Consider the following 21,039-nt stretch of genomic DNA (forward strand, 5'->3'; position numbering starts at 1 on the left):
CCCTTGCCGTGCCCGTGCTACCCGGCCGTACACTGGCTCAAGGTCTGGCACTCGGCCCGTGTGAGTGCCAGGAGAAACGAAGCGGCGGACGGCCGGACTGGAGGTGCGCGGGATGCTCAGTGAACGCAGGCTGGAGGTGCTGCGCGCCATCGTCCAGGACTATGTCGGGACGGAGGAGCCGGTCGGCTCCAAGGCGCTCACCGAACGCCATCGGCTCGGGGTCTCCCCGGCCACCATCCGCAACGACATGGCGGCCCTGGAGGACGAGGGGTTCATCGCCCAGCCGCACACCAGCGCCGGGCGGATCCCGACCGACAAGGGCTACCGCCTGTTCGTCGACAAGCTGGCCGGCGTCAAGCCGCTGTCCAGCCCGGAGCGGCGGGCGATCCAGAATTTCCTGGACGGCGCCGTCGACCTCGACGACGTGGTGGGCCGCACGGTCCGGCTGCTGGCTCAGCTGACCCGGCAGGTCGCCGTCGTGCAGTATCCGTCCCTGACCCGGTCCACGGTCCGGCATGTCGAGCTGCTGGCCCTGGCCCCGGCCCGGCTGATGCTCGTACTGATCACGGACACCGGCCGGGTCGAGCAGCGGATCATCGACTGCCAGGCACCCTTCGGCGAAACCTCCCTGGCGGATCTGCGGGCGCGGCTCAACAGCCGGGTCGTCGGCCGCCGGTTCGCGGATGTGCCGCAGTTGGTGCAGGATCTCCCGGAGTCCTTCGAGCAGGACGACCGCGGCACGGTCTCGACAGTGCTGTCGGTGTTGCTGGAAACTTTGGTGGAAGAGACCGAAGAGCGGCTGATGATCGGCGGTACCGCCAATCTCACGCGCTTCGGGCACGATTTCCCCCTGACGATCCGGCCGGTGCTGGAGGCCCTTGAGGAGCATGTGGTGATGCTCAAGCTGCTCGGGGAGGCCAACGACTCGGGCATGACCGTACGTATCGGGCATGAGAATGCCCATGAAGGCCTGGCGTCCACATCGGTCGTCACGGTCGGCTACGGTTCGGGCGACGAGGCAGTCGCCAAACTCGGCGTGGTCGGACCGACCCGCATGGACTACCCCGGAACGATGGGAGCGGTACGCGCAGTGGCACGTTACGTCGGACAAATCCTCGCGGAGTCGTAAGTGGCCACGGATTACTACTCGGTCCTCGGCATCGGACGCGACGCCTCGCAGGACCAGATCAAGAAGGCCTTCCGCCGGCTGGCGCGCGAGCTGCACCCGGACGTGAACCCGGATCCGAAGACCCAGGAGCGGTTCAAGGAGATCAACGCCGCTTACGAGGTGCTGTCGGACCCGCAGAAGAAGCAGGTCTACGACCTCGGCGGGGACCCCCTCTCGCAGGCCGGCGGCGGCCAGGGCGCGGGCGGCTTCGGCGCGGGCTTCGGCAACTTCTCCGACATCATGGACGCCTTCTTCGGCACCGCGTCGCAGCGCGGGCCGCGCTCGCGCACCCGCCGTGGCCAGGACGCCATGATCCGGCTCGACATCGAGCTGAACGAAGCCGCCTTCGGCACCACCAAGGACATCCAGGTCGACACCGCCGTCGTGTGTACGACCTGCAGCGGTGAGGGCGCGGCTCCCGGTACCTCGGCGCAGACCTGCGACATGTGCCGCGGCCGCGGTGAGGTCTCCCAGGTCACCCGGTCCTTCCTCGGCCAGGTCATGACGTCCAGGCCGTGCCCGCAGTGCCAGGGCTTCGGCACGGTCGTGCCGACGCCGTGCCACGAGTGCGCCGGCGACGGCCGGATCCGCTCGCGCCGCACGCTCACCGTCAAGATCCCGGCCGGTGTCGACAACGGCACCCGCATCCAGCTCGCGGGCGAGGGCGAGGTCGGCCCCGGTGGCGGCCCCGCCGGTGATCTCTATGTGGAGATCCACGAGGTGGCGCATTCGGTCTTCCAGCGGCGCGGCGACGATCTGCACTGCACGGTCACCATCCCGATGACGGCGGCTGCGCTGGGCACGAAGTGCCCGCTGGAGACGCTGGACGGGGTGGAGGAGATCGATGTCCGGCCCGGTACCCAGTCCGGGCAGTCGATCCCGCTGCACCAGCGCGGCGTGACCCATCTGCGCGGCGGCGGCCGGGGCGACCTCATCGTCCACGTCGAGGTGATGACGCCGTCCAAGCTCGATGCCGACCAGGAAGACCTGCTGCGGCGGCTGGCCAAGCTCCGCGGAGAGGAGCGGCCCACGGGGCAGTTCCAGCCGGGGCAGCAGGGCCTCTTCTCGCGTCTGAAGGATGCGTTCAACGGGCGATAGCCCCAGGTGAACCCGGGGGCCGGCGCCGTTCCCCGGGCGGCGCGGCGGCCTCGGCCCCGGTTCGGAACGGTGCGGTGGGCGTGACACGATGTGCTCATGCCCACCGCGCTGACCGATCTCTGCCGCCACCCGATCGTGCAGGCCCCGATGGCGGGAGGCGGCTCCGGACCCGAGCTGGCCGCCGCCGTCTGCGACGCCGGCGGTCTCGGCTTCCTCGCCGCCGGCTACAAGACCGCCGACGGCATGTATCAGGAGATCAAACAGCTGCGGTCGCTGACCGGCCGGCCCTTCGGCGTCAACCTCTTCATGCCGCAGCCCTCGCTGGCCGACGGCTCCGTCGTCGAGGTCTACCGCGAGCAACTCGCGGGCGAGGCCACCTGGTACGAGACCGAGCTCGGCGACATCGACGGGCCCATCGACGACGGCTACGAGGCCAAGCTCGCGATCCTGCGGGACGATCCGGTACCGGTGGTGTCCTTCACCTTCGGCTGCCCCTCGCGCGCCGTCCTCGACGCCTTCGCCGCGGTCGGTACGTACACGGTCGTCACGGTCACCACCGCCGCCGAGGCGCAGGCCGCGCAGTGGTCGGGCGCCGATGCGGTGTGTGTGCAGGGCGTGGAGGCCGGCGGCCACCAGGGCACCCACCGGGACGATCCGCATGCGGACGGGACCGGCTCGGGGCTGGGCCTGCTGGCGCTGCTCGGCCAGGTCCGGGAGGCCGTGCAGATCCCGGTGATCGCCGCGGGCGGGCTGATGCGCGGGGCGCAGATCGCGTCGGTGCTGGCCGCCGGGGCGAGCATGGCGCAGCTGGGCACCGCCTTCCTCGCCACCCCCGAATCGGGCGCCAACCCGCTGCACAAGCAGGCCCTGACCAACCCGCTGTTCACGCATACGGAGTTGACCCGGGCGTTCTCCGGGCGGCCCGCCCGCGGACTGGTGAACCGCTTCATGCGCGAGCACGGCCCGTACGCCCCGGCCGCCTACCCCGCCGTCCACTACCTCACCTCCACCGTGCGCAAGGCCGCGGCCAAGGCGGGCGACGCGCAGGGCATGAACCTGTGGGCGGGGCAGGGACACCGGCTGGCGCGGGAGCTGCCCGCCGGGCGGCTCGTGGAAGTACTGGCGGTCGAACTGGACGCGGCGCGCGCCGCGTTGAACCTCCCGGGCGCCGGTAGCGCCTCATGACCGCTCCGGTGTTCCTCGTCGATTCGCTCGCGGACGTACGGGCCGGCGGCACGCTGACCCTGGACGGCCCCGAGGGTCGGCACGCGGTGTCGGTGCGCCGGCTGCGGGTCGGTGAGGAGCTCGTCCTGACGGACGGCCGCGGCGCCGGCGCGCACGGCACGGTTGCCGCCGTCGAGGGCAAGGACCGGCTCACCGTCGCGGTCGCGGAGCTGCGCACCGAGGCGTCGCCGGACCCCACCATCACCGTCGTCCAGGCGCTCCCCAAGGGCGACCGCGGCGAGCTGGCCGTCGAGACGATGACCGAGACCGGTGTGGACGCCATCGTGCCCTGGGCGGCGGCGCGTTGCGTCACCCAGTGGAAGGGGGAGCGGGCCGCCAAATCGCTGGGCAAATGGCGTGCCACGGCCCGTGAGGCGGGCAAGCAGTCGCGCCGGCTGACCTTCCCCGAGGTCGCGGACCCGCTGACGACCAAGCAGGTGGCCACCCTGCTTGCCGACGCCGACTTCGCGGCCGTCCTCCACGAGGAGGGCAGCTCCCCGCTCGCCACCGCCGAACTCCCCGCCGAGGGCCGGATCGTGCTCGTCGTCGGGCCGGAAGGCGGGGTCTCCCCGGAGGAGCTCGCCCTCTTCGCCGAGGCGGGCGCGGGGCCCTACCGCCTGGGGACGACCGTGCTGCGCACCTCCACGGCGGGCACCGCGGCCACGGCGCTGCTGCTGGGGCGCACGGGGCGCTGGAGCTAGAAGTCGTCTTCCGGATCGGGACGCCGGTCCTCCGGTGCGACCGCGGGCGCTGCCGCGCGGTGTGCGGCGGCCCGGGCAGCGGGGACCGCGCGGCGTGGGGTGGGGTGGACGCCCGGGTACGGCCCGCCCGGTAGCATCCGAGGCCGTGCGCACCGTGCGTACGACGGATGACCCGGGAGGAGCCACCGGTGGCGGGAGAACCGCAGGCCGACTGCCTGTTCTGCAAGATCGTGGCGAAGGAGGTTCCGGCGACGATCGTCCGGGAGACCGACACCACCGTCGCGTTCCGCGACATCAACCCCCAGGCGCCCACGCACGTCCTGGTGATCCCCAAGGTGCACTACCCGGACGCGGCGAGCCTGGCCGCCGCCGAACCGCAGATCATCGCCGACATACTGCGCGAGTCCCGCGAGGTCGCCGCCGAGGACAAGGTCGAGGACCGGGGCTACCGGGTCGTCTTCAACACCGGCGCCGGAGCGGGCCAGACCGTCTTCCACGCCCACCTGCACGTGCTCGGCGGCCGCGGCCTCCAGTGGCCCCCCGGGTAAGCCGCCGTGTCCGTACGTGAATTGGTGGTCCTCGGCACCGCGAGCCAGGTCCCCACGCGGCACCGCAACCACAACGGCTATCTGCTGCGCTGGGACGGTCAGGGGCTGCTCTTCGACCCCGGCGAGGGAACGCAGCGGCAGATGCTGCGCGCCGGGGTCGCCGCCCACGACCTCCACCGGATCTGCATCACCCACTTCCACGGCGACCACTCGCTCGGCCTGGCCGGGGTGATCCAGCGGATCAATCTCGACCGGGTGCCGCACCCGGTCACCGCCCACTACCCGGCCAGTGGCGAGCACTTCTTCGACCGGCTGCGCTATGCCACCGCGTACCGGGAGACGGTCCGGCTGGTCCAGCGGCCGGTGGCCGTGGACGGTGAGCTGGAGCGCTCGGCGTCGTACGTCCTGGAGGCGCGCAAGCTCTCACACCCGGTCGAGTCGTACGGCTACCGCCTGACCGAACCGGATGCGCGCCGGATGCTGCCGGAGCGGCTGGCGGCGCACGGCATCGCCGGACCGGACGTCGGGCGCCTCCGGCGGTGCGGTGAGCTGAACGGCGTCACCCTCGACGAGGTGAGCGAGCATCGCCCCGGCCAGCGCTTCGCGTTCGTCATGGACACCCGGCTGTGCGAGGGCGTCCATGCGCTCGCGGAGGGGGCGGACATGCTCGTGATCGAGTCGACGTTCCTCGACCAGGACCTCCAACTGGCCACCGACCACGGACATCTGACCGCCGGGCAGGCGGCGCGGGTCGCAGCGTCGGCGGGGGTGCGGCACCTCGTGCTGACGCACTTCTCGCAGCGCTACGACGACCCCACGGAGTTCGAGCGGCAGGCCCGCGCGGCGGGCTTCACGGGCGAGCTGACCATCGCCGAGGACCTGATGCGGGTGCCGCTGCCCAAGCGGCGCTGAACGCCCGGCGGAGGTCCGTCCGCCGGGCGTGCGCCGCGCCGCGCCGCGCCGGGCGCGCCCCTGCCTACGGCAGGTAGTACATCGGGTTCGGCAGCTTGAACGTCCGGTCCCCGGCGCCGCCGTTCAGATCGCTGTACTGGTCCCCGAAGTTGGCGACGAGGTGGTAGCCGAGGGACTCGATGTGCTTGCGGGTGCCCGACTTGTACTCGACCGTCGTGCAGGTGGCGCCGCAGGGCAGGTAGGCCGGCGGGTGCTCCTTGTTCTTCAGGTAGACGTGCCGGCCGTCCAGGGGCACGTCGTAGCCGACGTTCTTGAGGTTGCGCACGCTCCAGTCGCGCTGCGCCTCCTTGCGGCCGGTCAGGAAGAAGACCTCGGCGCCCTTGTCGTGCGCCCAGTTGACCAGCCGGTTCATGCCGAAGACGGGGTCCATGTCGTGGTGGGCCAGGTACTTGTCCTGGCTCTCCTCGGTGTAGTGGAAACCGACCTGGAGCTCGTAGTTGTAGGTGAGCAGGGTCGTGTCGTCCATGTCGAGGACGATGGCCGGCTTGGCCCGCTTGCCCTGCTTGCCCGTCCGGCCGTGCTGCGCAAGGGCCTTGGACAGATAGCTGCGGGCCTTGGCCTCGATGCCGCGGACCTGACGGGCGTAGTTGCTGTGCGGGGAGGCGTAGTGCTCGCCGTCCGCCGTCACCGTGTCGCCGTAGTACGCCTTGATCTTGTCCTGTACCTGCGTGAGGTTGGGGATCTCCTTGTCGGTGCGCGGCACGGAGTGTTCGGCGGTGGCCTGGCCTATGCCGAAGACCGCGGTGCCGGTGACGAGGGCGGCGACCGTCGCGGCGCCGAGCCGGGCCCTTCGGGTCAGGACGGGGCGGAAACGGGCGGGGCGGGGCATGCGCGGCTCCTTGGGAGACGTGAGTGGACCCCGTAGGTCTAACAGAGCCTCATGTCGGTCTCTACGCGCGAAGATTCAACCCTTGGCAAAGGCTCGTGCGGTGCGGTGCGGTGCGGGCCGCGGCGTCCGGGAGGCGGGCTCCTTGCCCTCCCGCTCCTTCTGCGGGCGTCATCCACAAAGGGAAGCCCCTTCCGGCCGATCACCGAGCTGACCACCGCGGGCCACCTGGGCGGGCCGCGGCCGGCTGCCCCCGGCCAAAGATCACGGACCCGGCCGTGGTCCTGTGCGGGGCGGCCCGGCACGCGTACCGTGAGGCACGGATCGGTGGTGGTGCGCCACAGTGGTCCCGTACGTGATCTTTGAAAGGGGCTGTCCCGATGGCACAGGAAGTGCGCGGCGTGATTGCGCCGGGGAAGAACGAACCGGTCCGGCTGGAGACCATCCTGGTGCCGGATCCGGGCCCCGGCGAGGCCGTGGTGAAGATTCAGACGTGCGGGGTGTGCCACACCGATCTGCACTACAAGCAGGGCGGCATCAACGACGACTTCCCGTTCCTGCTCGGCCACGAGGCCGCCGGCGTCGTGGAGTCGGTGGGCGCCGGGGTCACCGATGTGGCGCCGGGGGACTTCGTCGTCCTGAACTGGCGAGCGGTGTGCGGCCAGTGCCGTGCGTGTCTGCGGGGCCGCCCCCAGTACTGCTTCGACACCCACAACGCCCGACAGAAGATGACGCTGAAGGACGGCACGGAGCTGTCCCCGGCGCTGGGCATCGGCGCCTTCGCCGACAAGACGCTGGTCGCCGCCGGGCAGTGCACCAAGGTCGACCCCCGGGTGGCGCCCGAGGCGGCCGGGCTGCTGGGCTGCGGGGTGATGGCGGGCATCGGCGCCGCGATCAACACCGGCGGCGTCGGGCGGGGCGACTCGGTCGCGGTCATCGGCTGCGGCGGCGTCGGCGACGCGGCCGTGGTGGGCGCCCGGCTGGCCGGTGCGGTCACGATCATCGCGGTGGACCTCGACGACCGCAAACTGGAGACCGCGCGCACCATGGGCGCCACCCACACGGTCAACTCCCGTACCGCCGACCCCGTCGAGGCGATCCGCGAACTGACCGGCGGCTTCGGCGCGGATGTCGTCATCGACGCGGTCGGCCGCCCCGAAACCTACCGGCAGGCGTTCTACGCCCGCGATCTGGCCGGGACCGTCGTCCTGGTCGGCGTCCCCACCCCGGACATGACCCTGGAACTCCCCCTCCTGGACGTCTTCGGCCGCGGCGGCGCCCTCAAATCCTCCTGGTACGGCGACTGTCTGCCCTCCCGCGACTTCCCGATGCTGGTCGATCTGCATCTGCAGGGCCGGATCGACCTGGGCGCGTTCGTCACCGAGACCATCGGCATCGAGGACGTGGAGCAGGCCTTCGAGCGGATGCAGTCGGGCGATGTCCTGCGTTCGGTGGTGACGCTCTGATGGCGGCCCGTATCGACCACCTGGTCACCTCCGGAACCTTCTCCCTCGACGGCGGCACCTGGGACGTCGACAACAACGTATGGATCGTCGGGAACGACGACGAGGCGATCGTCATCGACGCCTCCCATGACGCCGACGCCATCCTCGAAGCCCTCGGCGGCCGGACGCTGCGCGCGATCGTCTGCACCCATGGGCACGACGACCACATCGACGCGGCCCCGGCGCTGGCCTCCCGCACCGGCGCCCGGATCCATCTGCACCCCGCCGACCTGCCGTTGTGGAAGATGACCCACGCGGACACCGCGCCGGACGCGGAGCTGGCGGACGGCCAGGTGCTGACCATCGCCGGCACGGATCTGACCGTGCTGCACACCCCGGGCCATGCGCCCGGCGCGGTCTGCCTCTACGCCCCCGAGCTGGGCACCGTCTTCACCGGCGACACCCTCTTCCAGGGCGGCCCCGGCGCCACCGGGCGGTCCTTCTCGGACTTCCCGACGATCGTGGCCTCGATCCGGGACCGGCTGCTGACCCTGCCGCCCACGACGCGGGTCCGCACCGGACACGGCGACCCGACGACGATCGGGGCGGAGGCCCCGCAGCTGGAGGAGTGGATCAAGCGGGGGCACTGAGGGCAAGCGGGGCAGCGAGGGCAGGCGGGGGCACCGAGGACAAACGGGCCGGTGAGTTGCGCGGCGGGACGTGGTACGGCCGGACCCGCACCCCTCCAGCCGGGACCGGGCCCCTCACACCCCGTGGGGGGCCAACGTCCCGGACCGGCCCGCCTGTTCGGGCGTTAGCCGCGCGTAAGTGAAGCAACAGCAGGTCGGCAGCGGCGGGCCCGAGGATAAGGACATCCGATGAGGGGGCAACGGGCGTCCGGTCCGGTCCCTCCGTCCTGAACGCAACGAGGGGTATCCGTAGGATGATCCAGCAATACTGCAGCACCCTCATCGCAGCCCGGCTCGCCTCGGTGGCGGCGGCCGTCGGGTTGATCGTCCTGCCGCAGGGAGGCGCCGCGGCGCCGACAGTGCACCGGCTCGCCGTCGGTGCCGTGGCACCGAGCGTCGGCGTCGGTGGACCCGCGGAGTGGAACGGCACCGGCGCCTCGTACGAAACCCGTGCCGGTCTGCAGATCAGGTGAGTGTCGGGCAGGCCTCAGCTGCAGGGCGGTCAGCCCACAGCGTGCGGCACCACGAGCTCGCCGAGCAGGGCGGCGACGTCCGCCGCGTCCGGCAGACCGAGCCGCTCGAAGATCGTGTGTGCCTCGCGCAGCCGCTCCTGCGACGGTGCGAGCTGCCCCAGCTCGGCGAGTGCCCGGCCGAGCGCGACCAGGGCGTAGCCCTGGTCGCGCTGTGCGCCGGTCTCCACGGTGATCGCCAGCGCCTCCTCGGCCTCCGCAACTGCCAGCGCGGGCCGGGCCAGCGCCAGCAGGGAGTCCGCCAGACGGATGCCGGCGAGCGCCTCGCGGTCGCGTCGACCGGCGTGGGCGGCGAGGGTGCGGCACTCGCGGTAGTGCTCGACGGCCTCCTGGTGGCGACCCAGGCAGTGCAGGGCGAGGCCGAGCACATAGAGGGTGTAGGCGGTGCCGGCGGTGTCGCCGAGCGCGCGGACCTCGGCGAGCATCCGCTCGCAGGTCTCGGCGGCCTCGGCGGCCTGGCCGTGCCGGACCCGGGCGAGCGCGGCGTTGACCGTGCTGGCCACCGCGCCGGAGCGGTGGCCCAATTGCCGGGCCAGCTCGACCGACTCCTCGAAGCAGCGGATCGCCTCCTCGTTGCGGCGCAGCGTCTGGGCGATCAGGCCGAGGTCGTTGAGCACCTGGCGGAGCATCACGGTGTCGCCGGCCGCACGGCAGGCCTGCTCCGCCAGCTCCGCCTCGGCGCGGGCCTCGTCCAGGCGGGTGGCCGCGAGGTGGGTCCCGCACAGCAGGAAGCGGGCCCGGCCCTCGGCGAACCGGTCGTCGCGCGTGGTGGCGGCGCCGACCAGGGCGAGGACTGCGGCTTCCAATCGGCCGCCCAGCGCCCCCGGCCCGAACGGGCTCAGCGCTATCAGCATGTCGATCACGGCGGGTAATTCCGCGCCCGTTCTGTCGGCGGTGGCCGCGCCTGCGGCGTTTGCTTCGGAGGCCAGACGGCAGGCCAGGCCGATCACTCCCGGGCTCGCCGCCCGTACCCAGGCCCGCGCGGCGGGCAGGTCTGCGAGCACCGGTCCGTCCACCCCGTCCGTCTGATGGCAGCCGAGGGACCCGGCAACCGGGTCACCGGGCACTGCGAGGTGGAACGCGCTGCGAGCGCCGATCAGCAGGTAGGCCAGCAGCCGACTGCGCGCCGCCTCGGCTTCCGAGCCCAGTGTCCGGGAAGTACGGCGGGCGAAACCGCGCAGCAAATCGTGGTAGTGGTACCGCCCGGCCGTGGGCGAGTCGAGCATCGCGGCGTCCACCAGTGACTCCAGTAACACCTCGGTCCTGGCGGGTGCGAGGTCCAGCAGTGCTGCGGCGGCTCCCAGTCCGAGGTCGGGGCTCTCGGCCCAGGCCGCCAATCGGAACGCGCGGGCCTGGTCCGGCGTCAGCTGACGGTAGCCCAGCTCGAAGACCGCTTCGACGGCCAGGTCACCCATCCGGAGTTCGTCGATCCGGCGCTGCTCGTCAGCGAGCCGTTCGCTGAGGCTGGCGATCGTCCAGCTCGGGCGGGCGGCCAGCCTGGCGGCGGTGATCCGTACCGCGAGCGGCAGGTAGCCGCAGGCCTCTACCAGGTCCAGCACGGCCTGCGGCTCGGCCGCCGGCCGCGACCGGCCGATCACCCGGCCGAGCAGGTCGACGGCCTCCTCGGGCGTGAAGACGTCCAGGTCGAGCTGGACCGCAGTGGGCAGGCCGGCCAGCGAGGTTCGGCTGGTGACCAGTGCGGCGCAGTGGGCCGATCCCGGCAGCAGCGGCCGGATCTGCGCAGCGTCACGGGCGTTGTCGAGGACCACCAGCAGGCGCCGGCCGTCGGTCAGCGAGCGGAACAGTGCCGAGCGGGCGGCGGTGCTGTCCGGCATCGCCTCGGGACGGGTGCCAAGGGCGCTCAGGAAGGCGGCGAGCACGTCGTCGGGGGCGGCGGGAAGAGCCTCGGAGCCCTGCAGGTCGGCGTACAGCTCGCCGTCGGGGAAGGCCGCGCGGGAGTGGTGGGCGGCGTGCATGGCGAGGGCGGTCTTGCCGATGCCGCCCATGCCGACCACGGCCACCACGGGCAGCGAGTTCCGTACGGGGGCGGTGAGGGCTGCCCGGATCTCCTCGGCCTGGGCCGAGCGGCCGATGAAGTCGGCCGGCGCGGGCGGCAACTGGGCAGGCCGAGGCGGGTCGGGCAGGGGCGGCCCGCCCACCGCGGACGCACCGGCGTCGGCGCTGGGCGCCTCGACTCCCGACCCCCGGGCGGGCGCCGGGAGGAGTTCCCCGGTCTCGGCCGTCTCACCGTTCAGGATTTGTCGGTGCAGCTCGGTCAGCTCCGCTCCCGGCTCGACGCCGAGCTGCTCCACCAGCATCTCGCGCACCCGGCGGAAGGCCGCCAGCGCGTCCGCTTGCCGACCGCTGTGGCACAGCGCCCGCATCAGCAGCCCGTGCGATCGCTCGCGCAGCGGGTGTTCGGTGGTCAGCGCGATCAGCTCCGGCACGCAGTGGGCGGCCCGGCCGAGCATCAGATCGAGCGCCAGCCTCTCCTCCAGCAGCGTCAGGCGCATCTCACCGAGTCGGCTGCGTTGCCGCTCCGCGTACGGGCCGGGGACCCCGTACAGCGGTTCGCCTTGCCACAAGTCCAGCGCCTCGTTGAGCAGTTCACGCGCCTGCGTCGGACGGCCCGTCGCGGCTTCGGCCTCCGCGCGGACGGCCAGCCGCTTGGCCTGCTGCGCATCCACCCCGCCCGGAGGCAGCACCAGCCGGTAGCCGTTGGCAAGGGAGACCAGCACAGCGGGCGTGTGGCGGTCCGGCTCCAGCAGCTTGCGCAGCCGCCAGGCGTACGTGCGGAGGGTGGTGGCCGCGGCCGGCGGGGGTTCCTCGCCCCAGAGCGCGTCGATCAGGTCGCCGACACCGGCCGCTCCGCCCGGGCGCAGCAGCAGCGCGGCGAGCATCGCCTGCTGCTGCGGGCTGCCGAGCTTCAGCACCGTATCGCCGCGACGGCAACGCATCGGCCCCAGCACCGAAAACCTGAGGCCCCCAAGTCCCCCGTCCACGCCTTTACCCCTAGCTCGACCATGGGTCACGTAGTCGTTGGTTTCCGTTCGATTATCGCACAGGCTAGGCAACTTGATAGATCGAAGTCGGCCAGCCGCCCTTGACCGGGCCGGTGCCGACGAGGCAGCTTCCGACCGGGTCGGGGCGGTACCGGAGCTGCTTTTGCCGGTGCTTCACGGTCCTGGTGATGTGGCCGAGATCGACTGCGGCGGGATTGCCGATGTCGCGCTCGACCAGGGACCAGCCCCCTCCTGCGGGGTGAGGTCCGGCGCACAGGTGGCCGCCGTCGAAGCGTTCCACGGCCGTCAGCCCGATCCGCCCCCCCGCGCGGCCCTCCCGGCGTCGGACAGACCGCGCCCTGCGCATTCCTCACGGTCGCCGGAGCCACCGGAGCCGGCCCGTCACCGTCCGGCGAACGGCTCCGACATCACCCGGCCACGTCCGGTACCTGCGCAACAAGAGCGAGTACCCGTGCCACGACACCGTGTTGGCCGCCGACCGGCCCATCGCCACCGGAATCTTCGACGTCGCCTGCTGCCACCTGGTCGAAGACCGCCTCGATATCACCATCACCGGCGCCCGCTGGGGCCCGTCCAGGCCCGCCACGCGAACTACTCGTACGGACGGCCTGATCGACCACACTCCCGCCAGAGCTGCGCCGACAGCCGGTACCACGAGCGATGACCGAGCTCAGGGCGGCCGTTGACAGACGCTGATCGCCTATCGACGGTTCGTTGACGCGTGACCTCTAGCGTTCTCAGTGGTCGGGCGTTCCGACTGCACAGCACATCCGAGAGAACAAAGGAGAGCGACATGAACCGCAACCACGCCACTGGCCTGCGTCCCCGCCTGGACAAGGTGAAGGTCAAGGCTGCCAAGGCCTGAGCCACCGCATGGTGAGCGGCTGCCGGGAAGCTCGTCTTCCCGGCAGCCGCCGGCCCGCCCGCCCTTCACCGTTCCCCGACCATCCGGTTGCCGCGTCGGCCTCTGCCGCGCACGCCCCTGCGAGAGTGGCCCTTGACTGTCTACGAGCTCACCGCCCCCCTCTCGGGGCCGGCGGCCAGGTCCATCCCCCTGCTGACCGTTGTCGACCAACGGCTGAAGACCACCAGTCTCTGCTTCGCGCTGGCCCACGGCTCGCGCAACGACCCGGAGGGCCGCGGCGGGGCTGCCCACCTCCTGGAGCACCTGGTGATGACCTGCCCCCTCGGGGACGGCGGGCCGGAGCTGTCGTTCAGCGAGTACGTGGAGCGGCGCGGCGGTCAGGCCAACGCCCAGACCGGCCTCGAAACGATGATGTACTACGCGCAGGTGCACCCGAACGACGCCGACGACGTGGCCACCGCGCTGCTGCGCGCCATCTTCGACCCGGTGCTCGACCACGAGACCCTGGACCGGGAACGAGCCGTGGTGCTGCAGGAACTGGCCGCCGCGGCCGCCGACCCTTCGGACGTCGTCCAGGACGCGATCCTGGCCCAGCTCTTTCCCCGGCATCCCCTGGGCCGCCCGGTCGGCGGCGAGCCCGAGCAGCTGCGCGCGGTGACGGTCCCGGAGCTGACGGCCGTGCACCGCGAGCGGTTCGTCAAGGCCCCGGGTGTCCTGGTCGTGGTGGGCCCGCAGGTTCCCGCGGTGCTGGCCCGGGCCGCCACCCCCACGGCCGAGCAGCCGGTGGCCCCGGCGGCTTCCGTGCCGCTGGAGCCCGCAGGGGCGGGCGACCCGCTGCCGGATCCCGCGACGGCGCAGTTCGCCTGGCTCTGCTTCGGCGCGCGCTCCCCACAGACGGGCGCTCCCGAACGCGCCGCCTTCGGTGTCCTGACCCACCTCCTCGGCTCCAGTTCCTCCTCCATGCTGTACCGCTCGCTGCGCAGCGAGCACGGCCTGTCCTACTCGTTCCACACCTGGGACCGCGGCTACCGGGAGTCCGGTGCCTGGCGGCTGCTCGTCGGCGCCGAGGCGTCCGCGGCCCCCCGGATCAGCGCGCTGGTGGCGGAGTTGCTCACCACCGTCGCCGAACAGGGCCCCGCTGCCGACGACTTCGGCGCGGCGGTGCGCCAAGCGGAGATGAGCCTGATCCTGGAGTCCGAATCGCCGCTGGAGTACGCCAAACTGATCGCCGAGCGGACCTGCTCCGCAGGACGCGCCTGGACCGTCGAGGACGAGATCGCCGAGCTGCACCGGGTGACCGTCGACGACGTCCGACGGGCCGCGGCGCACGTCCGGCGGGAACTGCTGCTGACCGTCCGCTCGGTAGCCGTCTGATGCATGCCACCACGAGCTACCTCCAAGCCGCGCGCGAGGCGGAGCTGCTGGCCACGGTGTCCGGCCTGCCGTACGTGGTGGGCGTCTCCACCGACCCGCTGTCGGACGAGCAGCGCCTGCTGGTCGAGTACGCGGACCCGGAGCTGCTGTCGACCCGCGAGGCCCGGAACACTCTGTGGCGGGCGCTGCTTGCCGACCATCACGAGGTGTCCGCCCTCGTGGTGCGCGCCGCGGCCGCCGTCCGACTCCCGCCGCCGTGGCATCGCACCCTCAGCTACGTACGGCTGGCCGAGGAGGCCGAGGTGCCCGCTGCCGCGGACGACCCCCGGGTCACCTCCGCCGGGGAGGAGCACCGGCCGCTGGTGGCCGAATGGCTGGTCCGCGCCATCCTGCACGCCGCCCGTGAGCAGGGACAGCCGGCCGACCTCGCCGCCGCGGCCGCCGAGGCCGACGCGGTGATCGACACACCGTCCCGGCAGTCCCTGCTGGTCTGGGAGGACGGCGAGCCGGTGGGCCACGCGACCGTGGTCGCCCGGGCCCGGGACGAGGTCTCGGGTCTGTCGTACATGGAACTGGTCGACATCCTCGTCGAACCCACCGCGGACGGCCCGGCCGGTCGCAGGGCTCTGGTCGCCGCCGTCGCCGACCTGGCCCGAGCGGCGCGGCTGCCGCTGATCGGCCACGTCGTGCACGGCTCCGACGGTGGTGGCGACCGGGTCGTCGATGCCCTGTGCCGGCGCGGCTGGACGGTGGACCACGGGTACTGGACGGCTCGCGTCGAGGAACTGGCCGCAACACTGAAGGGGGCCCGCCGGGCATGAACGCCATACCTCTCGACCTCGATGTGCTGCATCGCCTGCTCGACGTCCCCGAGCACGAAGGGTCGTTCCACCTGGTGCGCCGCGCGCAGCAGCTCTCCGGCACGCTCGCCCAGCTGGTCGTCTCGGTGGCCTTCGGCGAAGGGGCCCGGGCCGGCAGCGGCAGCACGGACCTGCTGGAGCGGGCCCGCTCCCGCGCGGCCCGCTATGCCGAGCTGCGCACGGCACTGGCGGGTTGTCCGGGGCTGCGCGTGGTCAAGGGGCCGTCGCTCGCCGGGCACTATCCGCCGGGCGCTTGCCGTTCGGTGGGCGACCTCGACCTCATCGCCTCCGACGAGGAACAGCTGTGGCGGGCCGCGGCCGTCCTGGGCTCGCTGGGCGGCGAGCCCACGGAACTGTCGCTGTTCGCCGCCGACGGACGGCGGCAGGTGATGCTCGCCGTCCTGTGGCCTTCGCCGGACCCCCTGATGGAGGAGGAGATCCGGGTGGAACTGTGCACGGCCGCGTTCCCCGGTGACTTCGCGGCGGTGCCCGTTCGTCCGCAGCTGCCCGCCGACCCGGTCCTCGCCGACCTGCTGTCGGTGGCCGAGGAGCGGTTCCAGCGAGCGTTCCACGCCAAGGACGCCATCGACCTGCTGATGCTGCTCAACAGCGGATCGCTGGACCCGGCGGCCGTGGCCGAGGCGGCGGCGGCCTACCGGCTCGCTCCCGAACTCCTCGAACTGGTCGACCTGCTGAGCAAGGCGGTGGACCACCCCGGGGCCGGTCCACTGCGGCAGGTCCTGGTCGCCGAGGCAGCTGCCGAGACCGCGCGCCGCGCCGCCCCGACCCGGACGGAACATGAGCCGGAGCGCACGGTGGCGGCCCGGCTGGCGGCCGGACAGCTGGTCTGGGGCATGCCGCTGACCAGCGCGGCGAGGCCCGAGCAGGGGTGCGTACTGGAGCACCTGCCCGACCTGGTGCTGGCCCGCACCGCGATCGGCGACTTCCTGCTGGTGTCCGGTGAACTCGTCGATCCGGAGGTGCATGCGGCCGCCCTCGCCGCCGTGACGGGCCAGGAGGCCACGGCATGACGAGCTCTGAGCAGTACGCCATCGAAGTCACCGCGCTGACCCGGGTGTTCGGCTCGCGCAAGCGCTCCGAGGCCGCCGTCACCGCGCTGCGCGGCATCGACCTGACCGTCCGCACCGGCGAGGTGCACGGCCTGCTCGGGCCGAACGGCGCCGGCAAGACGACCCTGTGCAAGATCCTCTCGACCGTGCTGCTGCCCAGTTCGGGGACGGCGCGGGTGTGCGGCCACGATGTCGCCGCCTCGCCACGGGCGGTCAAGCCGCTCATCGGCATCGTCTTCGGCGGCGACCGGGGTCTGTACGGCCGGATCACGCCCCGGCAGAACCTCGGCCTGTGGGGTGCGCTCTACGGCCTGCACGGTCGCGAACTCGCGCGACGGACCAATGAGTTGCTGGAGCGGTTCGGTCTGGGCGAGCGGGCCGACGACCGGGTGGACGGCTTCTCCCGGGGGATGAAGCAGCGCCTGCACCTGGCCCGCGGCCTGGTCAGCGACCCGAAGGTGCTGATCCTCGACGAACCCACCGCCGGGATGGACCCGCTGGCCGCCTACGAATTCCGCACGCTGGTGCACGAGCTGCGTGCCGAGGGCCGTACGGTGCTCGTCACCACGCACGACCTGGCCGAGGCCGAGGCGGTGTGCGACCAGGTCACGCTGGTCGACCGGGGGACGGTCCTGGCGACCGGTCGGCCCGACGTGCTGGCCCGGCAGCTGTCGGCCTACGAACGCGTCGAGGCCTCCGGTGTGCCCGCCGCCGTCGCCGAGGACCTCCGGCAGCTGGCCGGGGTCCGCTCGCTCGACCGGACGGCCGACGGGCGGATCAGCGTCGAGATCTCCGCTGCCGACACCACCGGCGAGGTGCTGGGCAGGCTGCTCGCCGCGGGAGTCACCTCGCTGGCCACGGTCCGCCCCGGACTGGCCGAGGTCTACCGGCACATGGTGCAGGACCGCGGAATGCAGGTGGCCCGGTGAACCCGACCCTGTTCTGGCAGGTCTTCCGGCTCCAGGTGCTGATGACCGTGCGGACCCCGGACACCCTCCACGTCTTCGTCACCGCGCCGCTCTACACCTGCGTGTTCCTGGCCATCACCGAGCACGCCGAACGCCCCGACCTCGCCGGGTTCGCCGTGCTGGCACCGGTGCTGATGTCGCTGTGGTCGATGGCGCTGATGGCGGGCGGCGAGCTGATCGGCAAGGAACGCGAGCAGGGGACGCTGGAGGCCGTCGTCGCCACGCCGGCGCGCTACTCGGCCGTGGTCACGGCCCGGATCGCCGCCGTGACCGTGTTGAGCACCCTGAGCCTCGCGGAGGCCTGGCTCGTGGCCTGGGCCGGCTTCGGCCTCGTGGTGACGATCGCCCACCCGCTGCTGTTCCTGGCCGTGCTGCTGCTCAGCGCCGCGGCGATGGCGGGCACCGCGAGCTGCGTCTCGGCGCTGTTCGTGCTGGCGCCCTCGGCGCGGATCCTGCAGAACACGCTGAGTTTCCCGTTCTTCCTGCTCAGCGGGGTGCTGGTCCCCATCAGTTACCTGCCCGACTGGCTCCAGCCGGCCAGCAAGGTGGTGTTCCTGTCCTGGAGCGCGGACCTGCTGCGCGCTGCGATCAGTCCCGGTTCGGCCCGCGATACGACGGGCGGCCTGCTGGCCGTGCTGCTGCTGGGACTGGCCGGTTACGCCGTCGGAACGCTGCTGATCGACCGCATTCTGCGCAGGGCCAGGGTCACCGGCACCCTGGCCCGGATATGAGGTCCCATGGACATCGCCGCTTCCCAGCTGACCGGACCCGGCCGGGTGGTCCGGGCCGCTGCAGCCAACGCCCTCGCCGACTTCCGCGCGACCTACTCCTGGTACAGCTGGACGTTCGGCTGGTTGGGCCGGATGCTCTGCCAGGTCACCTTCTTCGCGCTGCTCGGATCCTTCCTGCACTCCGCCGACCAGGCCCGCTACCTCGTCCTCGGCAACTCGGTCATGACGTGCGTCATCGAGGCCATGACCGTCGTGGTGTCGACCAGCTGGGAACGTGGCCAGGGCACCCTGGCCCTGCTGGCCGCCGCGCCCAGCGAGATGGGCTGGGTCTTCCTCGGCCGTAGCCTGCAGTGGCCGGTGAGCGGCTGCGGCACCTCGCTGGTCGCGCTCCTGCTGCTGGATCCGCTGTTCGGAGTGCACTTCACGGCGACCCAGGTTCCCGTGCTGGTGGCGCTGGTGCTGCTGACCGCGTTCAGCACGTACTGCTTCGGGCTGTTCCTCGGCGCGTTCGTGCTCGCCGCGCCGGCCGTGCGCAACTTCGTCTACAACGGCGCCTACTTGGTCACGATGGCGATCAGCGGGGTACAGGTGCCCACCGGGTTCTGGCCGCTCCCCGTGCGCCTGCTGGCCGAGGCGCTCCCGGCCACCCACGGCGTGGCCGCGGTGCGCGCCCTCGCCGACGGCTCCGACCCGGCCGCCTGCGCGCGGCAGGCGGCGCTCGCCGCCGTGACGGGCGCCCTGTGGCTGGCCGCCGCGCTGACCGCCTTCCGCCAATCGGCGAAATGGGTACGACGGCGCGGCGGCTACGAATTCGCCCCATGAGCGGCACGTCGAACACCACGGGACAACCACTTGATCAGGACGGCAGGGGCGAGAAGTCCCCCGATGGTCCGGAATAACCGGATGGAAGAAAGGCCCGGCATGCGGGAGATACTGTTGACAAACAACCACGAGAACCTCGGACTCCCGGTCGAGGTGCACTGCCACGGGTTCGACGAAGTCGATTTCTCGGAATTCGCCGCCCTGGATCTCGTGCTGCTCGACCAGAAATGCGCCGAAGAAAACGTCGCCTGCATTCCGACGCTCTACCTCCGGCACAGTCGGCTCGCCGAGTTCGAGCAGTTCATGCAGCGCTACCGCGCGCTTCGTGTCGCCGGGCGGATTCCGCACATCGTGGGCATCGCCCTGGAAGGTCCGCTGCTCGCGAGCCACGGCGGCACGCCGGCCGCGACCGTCTGGGCGCCCACCCGCCACGAGTGGGAGCGCCTGGCCGGGCTCGGCGACCTCGGCCTGGTGTACACGGTGATCTCCCCCGACGCCTTCACCCCCGCCTCGGGCCTGTACGACAACCTGGACGACCGGCACCCACGCCTCGACTGGATCGTGCCGCTGCTGATGGCACACGGCGTGCGACCCGCGCTCGGCCACTTCACCAAGGCGGACCCGCAGGGCGCCGCCGAGTTGGTGCGCGACATCGTCGACCTGGCCTGGCAGAGCGAGTGGACGGGCAGCGGTGCGCGGGTGATCACGGACCACCTGTTCAACGACATGCCGCTGAACATCAAGCACGCCTTCCGTACCTCGGCCGCACGGGCCAAGCGGGAGAGCACCCTGACCGCGTACGACCTGCCGAACTGGACGCTGGCCGACATGGACCAGATCGCCGGTCCGGTGCCCGCTGCGATCATGAACGAGGCGGCCGCCGGACGGATCGCGGCCTGCATCAACTTCGACGGCGAGCACGTCGACCTGGCCATCGCCGCCCGCGCCGCCGAGCTGATGGGTCACGCCAACACCATGCTGATGACCGACCGCTGCGACTCGGCGCGGATCGGCGGGCAGGCCCTGCACCAGACCGACGACAACGGCCTCTGGTACCAGGACGGCGGCATCGTCGCCGCCGGATCGCAGCCCCTGGCCCGGCAGATGCGCAACGCGCAGGAGAGGGGTGTGGCCGACGCGCCGCTGTGGCAGCTGGTCGCCGGAACCGCCCACCGGGCGTTCGGCACCGGTGCACCCGCGGAGCTGGCCACCGCCGGCGAGGCGCGCTGACCCCTGGGCGGTGCCACCCGCCGATGGCCTGGGAACCGCTGATCCGGGGCGCACACGCAGCGCCCCGTCCGGACGTGAACGCAGAGGGAGTAACTCATGCTTGATGAACTGGACCGGTTGACCGTCGACTGGTCGGACCTGCCCAAGGCGCGGGCCCAGACGAACGAGATCCTCACTGCTCTTGCCGAGGACAAGCAGGCGATGACGCAGCTGCTGGAGCGTGCTCGGGAGGAGGAGGATCTCTTCGACAAGTGTGAGCACCACCGGCTGCTGGACAAGCTGGTGGTCTACGACGCGTTGGACCGTGGGTTCCGTATCCGGGTGCATGTTTCCACGGAGGATCACCGCGACCGTCCGCACGACCACCGTTTCACCTTTACCTCGCTCATTCTGCGTGGTCACTACCGGCATGTGCGTCATCAGTTGGTGGGCCGTCCGGAGGGGGTTCCGGAGGATGCGCAGGACGACTTCGACGCGCAGGATTCCGACCTGCGGGTGATTCCGCGGTTCGTCACCAATGAGATCGCCGGCAACTGCTACACGCTGCATCACTCGGAGATCCACACCACTTACACCACTCCCAATACCGTTTCTCTGTTTTTGCGGGGTCCGGCGGAGAAGGAGCGTTCGCTGATCACGGAGCGGGAGACCGGGCGGGTGTGGTGGCGGTTCGGTGAGGACAAGGAGAAGGCGGCCCGTAAGGGCAGCAAGCGCATCAGCAAGGCGTACTACGACGAACTCACCGCGCGGTTGCGGGGAATGGAGGTCCTGTGATGACCAGCGCGACGACCGACCGCACTCAGGCCGCGGTGTCCTTGATGGAATCTTTGCCGACGGTGCGCTGGGACGATATCGAGTCCGCTGCGGAGGTCACCGAGCGGATCGCCCGCCGTCT

General features: G+C 71.8%; 20 protein-coding genes. 17 read left to right on the plus strand and 3 right to left on the minus strand.

Annotated features, from left to right (window positions below):
* Nucleotides 1-112: 112 nt before the first annotated feature.
* The 6 genes from hrcA (at nucleotide 113) to ACF088_RS12100 (ending at nucleotide 5,651) form a co-directional block, all read left to right on the plus strand.
* On the plus strand, nucleotides 113-1,129 hold the full coding sequence (gene hrcA, locus ACF088_RS12075) for a heat-inducible transcriptional repressor HrcA (RefSeq protein WP_392375552.1): 1,017 nt from the start codon (nucleotides 113-115) through the stop codon (nucleotides 1,127-1,129).
* Nucleotides 1,130-2,266, plus strand: a complete 1,137-nt coding sequence (gene dnaJ / locus ACF088_RS12080) for a molecular chaperone DnaJ (RefSeq protein WP_328386887.1) — start codon at nucleotides 1,130-1,132, stop codon at nucleotides 2,264-2,266.
* 96 nt (nucleotides 2,267-2,362) lie between these two features.
* Nucleotides 2,363-3,451, plus strand: a complete 1,089-nt coding sequence (locus tag ACF088_RS12085) for a nitronate monooxygenase (RefSeq protein ID WP_392375553.1) — start codon at nucleotides 2,363-2,365, stop codon at nucleotides 3,449-3,451.
* Complete coding sequence (locus ACF088_RS12090) at nucleotides 3,448-4,191, plus strand: 16S rRNA (uracil(1498)-N(3))-methyltransferase (RefSeq protein WP_392375554.1); 744 nt, start codon at nucleotides 3,448-3,450, stop codon at nucleotides 4,189-4,191. The genes ACF088_RS12085 and ACF088_RS12090 overlap by 4 nt, the downstream gene beginning before the upstream one ends.
* 188 nt (nucleotides 4,192-4,379) lie before the next feature.
* Nucleotides 4,380-4,739, plus strand: a complete 360-nt coding sequence (locus ACF088_RS12095; protein ID WP_328386890.1) for a histidine triad nucleotide-binding protein — start codon at nucleotides 4,380-4,382, stop codon at nucleotides 4,737-4,739.
* 6 nt (nucleotides 4,740-4,745) lie between these two features.
* The gene (locus ACF088_RS12100; protein ID WP_392375555.1) at nucleotides 4,746-5,651 is read left to right on the plus strand and encodes a ribonuclease Z; all 906 of its coding nucleotides are present in this window, start codon (nucleotides 4,746-4,748) and stop codon (nucleotides 5,649-5,651) included.
* Between the two features lie 64 nt (nucleotides 5,652-5,715).
* Here the strand turns inward: ACF088_RS12100 and ACF088_RS12105 are convergent, their stop codons facing one another.
* Nucleotides 5,716-6,540, minus strand: a complete 825-nt coding sequence (locus ACF088_RS12105; RefSeq protein ID WP_392375557.1) for an HAD family acid phosphatase — start codon at nucleotides 6,538-6,540, stop codon at nucleotides 5,716-5,718.
* 377 nt (nucleotides 6,541-6,917) lie between these two features.
* Between ACF088_RS12105 and ACF088_RS12110 the strand changes: the two genes are divergently transcribed.
* The 3 genes from ACF088_RS12110 to ACF088_RS12120 all read left to right on the plus strand — a co-directional run bounded on the left by ACF088_RS12110 (nucleotide 6,918) and on the right by ACF088_RS12120 (nucleotide 9,144).
* The gene (locus ACF088_RS12110; protein WP_392375558.1) at nucleotides 6,918-8,003 is read left to right on the plus strand and encodes an S-(hydroxymethyl)mycothiol dehydrogenase; all 1,086 of its coding nucleotides are present in this window, start codon (nucleotides 6,918-6,920) and stop codon (nucleotides 8,001-8,003) included.
* Entirely contained in the window at nucleotides 8,003-8,632 is a 630-nt protein-coding gene (locus tag ACF088_RS12115) for an MBL fold metallo-hydrolase (RefSeq protein ID WP_392375560.1), read from the plus strand. Before ACF088_RS12110 ends, ACF088_RS12115 begins: the two co-directional genes overlap by 1 nt.
* A gap of 293 nt (nucleotides 8,633-8,925) precedes the next feature.
* Nucleotides 8,926-9,144: a hypothetical protein gene (locus ACF088_RS12120; protein ID WP_392375562.1), complete on the plus strand. Its 219-nt coding sequence runs from the start codon at nucleotides 8,926-8,928 to the stop codon at nucleotides 9,142-9,144.
* Nucleotides 9,145-9,173: 29 nt separating this feature from the next.
* On the opposite strand, the gene ACF088_RS12125 is transcribed toward ACF088_RS12120, so the two are convergent.
* Both ACF088_RS12125 and ACF088_RS12130 read right to left on the minus strand, forming a co-directional pair.
* Nucleotides 9,174-12,158 carry a BTAD domain-containing putative transcriptional regulator gene (locus tag ACF088_RS12125; protein WP_392375563.1) on the minus strand — a complete coding sequence of 995 codons (2,985 nt, stop codon included), beginning with the start codon at nucleotides 12,156-12,158 and terminating at the stop codon, nucleotides 9,174-9,176.
* Between the two features lie 109 nt (nucleotides 12,159-12,267).
* Entirely contained in the window at nucleotides 12,268-12,504 is a 237-nt protein-coding gene (locus tag ACF088_RS12130; RefSeq protein ID WP_392375564.1) for a hypothetical protein, read from the minus strand.
* 717 nt (nucleotides 12,505-13,221) lie between these two features.
* On the opposite strand from ACF088_RS12130, the gene ACF088_RS12135 reads away from it, so the two are divergent.
* The 8 genes from ACF088_RS12135 (at nucleotide 13,222) to ACF088_RS12170 (ending at nucleotide 20,918) form a co-directional block, all read left to right on the plus strand.
* Nucleotides 13,222-14,463: a M16 family metallopeptidase gene (locus tag ACF088_RS12135; RefSeq protein WP_392375565.1), complete on the plus strand. Its 1,242-nt coding sequence runs from the start codon at nucleotides 13,222-13,224 to the stop codon at nucleotides 14,461-14,463.
* The gene (locus ACF088_RS12140) at nucleotides 14,463-15,284 is read left to right on the plus strand and encodes a hypothetical protein (protein WP_392375566.1); all 822 of its coding nucleotides are present in this window, start codon (nucleotides 14,463-14,465) and stop codon (nucleotides 15,282-15,284) included. The genes ACF088_RS12135 and ACF088_RS12140 overlap by 1 nt, the downstream gene beginning before the upstream one ends.
* Nucleotides 15,281-16,354, plus strand: coding sequence for a hypothetical protein (locus ACF088_RS12145; protein ID WP_392375567.1), 1,074 nt, complete (start codon nucleotides 15,281-15,283; stop codon nucleotides 16,352-16,354). Before ACF088_RS12140 ends, ACF088_RS12145 begins: the two co-directional genes overlap by 4 nt.
* On the plus strand, nucleotides 16,351-17,322 hold the full coding sequence (locus ACF088_RS12150) for an ABC transporter ATP-binding protein (RefSeq protein ID WP_392375568.1): 972 nt from the start codon (nucleotides 16,351-16,353) through the stop codon (nucleotides 17,320-17,322). The genes ACF088_RS12145 and ACF088_RS12150 overlap by 4 nt, the downstream gene beginning before the upstream one ends.
* Nucleotides 17,319-18,092 (plus strand): ABC transporter permease, encoded by a 774-nt coding sequence (locus ACF088_RS12155; protein WP_392375569.1) that lies wholly within the window; start codon nucleotides 17,319-17,321, stop codon nucleotides 18,090-18,092. Before ACF088_RS12150 ends, ACF088_RS12155 begins: the two co-directional genes overlap by 4 nt.
* Nucleotides 18,093-18,098: 6 nt before the next feature.
* The gene (locus ACF088_RS12160) at nucleotides 18,099-18,914 is read left to right on the plus strand and encodes a hypothetical protein (RefSeq protein ID WP_392375570.1); all 816 of its coding nucleotides are present in this window, start codon (nucleotides 18,099-18,101) and stop codon (nucleotides 18,912-18,914) included.
* A 99-nt stretch (nucleotides 18,915-19,013) separates the two neighbouring features.
* The gene (locus ACF088_RS12165) at nucleotides 19,014-20,144 is read left to right on the plus strand and encodes a hypothetical protein (protein ID WP_392375571.1); all 1,131 of its coding nucleotides are present in this window, start codon (nucleotides 19,014-19,016) and stop codon (nucleotides 20,142-20,144) included.
* 96 nt (nucleotides 20,145-20,240) lie between these two features.
* Entirely contained in the window at nucleotides 20,241-20,918 is a 678-nt protein-coding gene (locus tag ACF088_RS12170) for a hypothetical protein (protein WP_392375572.1), read from the plus strand.
* Nucleotides 20,919-21,039 lie beyond the last annotated feature (121 nt).

Origin of the sequence: Streptomyces sp. NPDC015125 (assembly GCF_043080045.1) — a bacterium.
Classification (GTDB): Bacteria; Actinomycetota; Actinomycetes; order Streptomycetales; family Streptomycetaceae; genus Streptomyces.

Bases quoted from the DNA above. Each gene is read 5' to 3' on its own strand.
- hrcA (WP_392375552.1), top strand. From the start codon at position 113: ATGCTCAGTGAACGCAGGCTGGAGGTGCTGCGCGCCATCGTCCAGGAC.
- ACF088_RS12085 (WP_392375553.1), top strand. From the start codon at position 2,363: ATGCCCACCGCGCTGACCGATCTCTGCCGCCACCCGATCGTGCAGGCC.
- ACF088_RS12090 (WP_392375554.1), top strand. From the start codon at position 3,448: ATGACCGCTCCGGTGTTCCTCGTCGATTCGCTCGCGGACGTACGGGCC.
- ACF088_RS12105 (WP_392375557.1), bottom strand. From the start codon at position 6,540: ATGCCCCGCCCCGCCCGTTTCCGCCCCGTCCTGACCCGAAGGGCCCGG.
- ACF088_RS12110 (WP_392375558.1), top strand. From the start codon at position 6,918: ATGGCACAGGAAGTGCGCGGCGTGATTGCGCCGGGGAAGAACGAACCG.
- ACF088_RS12115 (WP_392375560.1), top strand. From the start codon at position 8,003: ATGGCGGCCCGTATCGACCACCTGGTCACCTCCGGAACCTTCTCCCTC.
- ACF088_RS12120 (WP_392375562.1), top strand. From the start codon at position 8,926: ATGATCCAGCAATACTGCAGCACCCTCATCGCAGCCCGGCTCGCCTCG.
- ACF088_RS12125 (WP_392375563.1), bottom strand. From the start codon at position 12,158: ATGCGTTGCCGTCGCGGCGATACGGTGCTGAAGCTCGGCAGCCCGCAG.
- ACF088_RS12140 (WP_392375566.1), top strand. From the start codon at position 14,463: ATGCATGCCACCACGAGCTACCTCCAAGCCGCGCGCGAGGCGGAGCTG.
- ACF088_RS12145 (WP_392375567.1), top strand. From the start codon at position 15,281: ATGAACGCCATACCTCTCGACCTCGATGTGCTGCATCGCCTGCTCGAC.
- ACF088_RS12150 (WP_392375568.1), top strand. From the start codon at position 16,351: ATGACGAGCTCTGAGCAGTACGCCATCGAAGTCACCGCGCTGACCCGG.
- ACF088_RS12160 (WP_392375570.1), top strand. From the start codon at position 18,099: ATGGACATCGCCGCTTCCCAGCTGACCGGACCCGGCCGGGTGGTCCGG.
- ACF088_RS12165 (WP_392375571.1), top strand. From the start codon at position 19,014: ATGCGGGAGATACTGTTGACAAACAACCACGAGAACCTCGGACTCCCG.
- ACF088_RS12170 (WP_392375572.1), top strand. From the start codon at position 20,241: ATGCTTGATGAACTGGACCGGTTGACCGTCGACTGGTCGGACCTGCCC.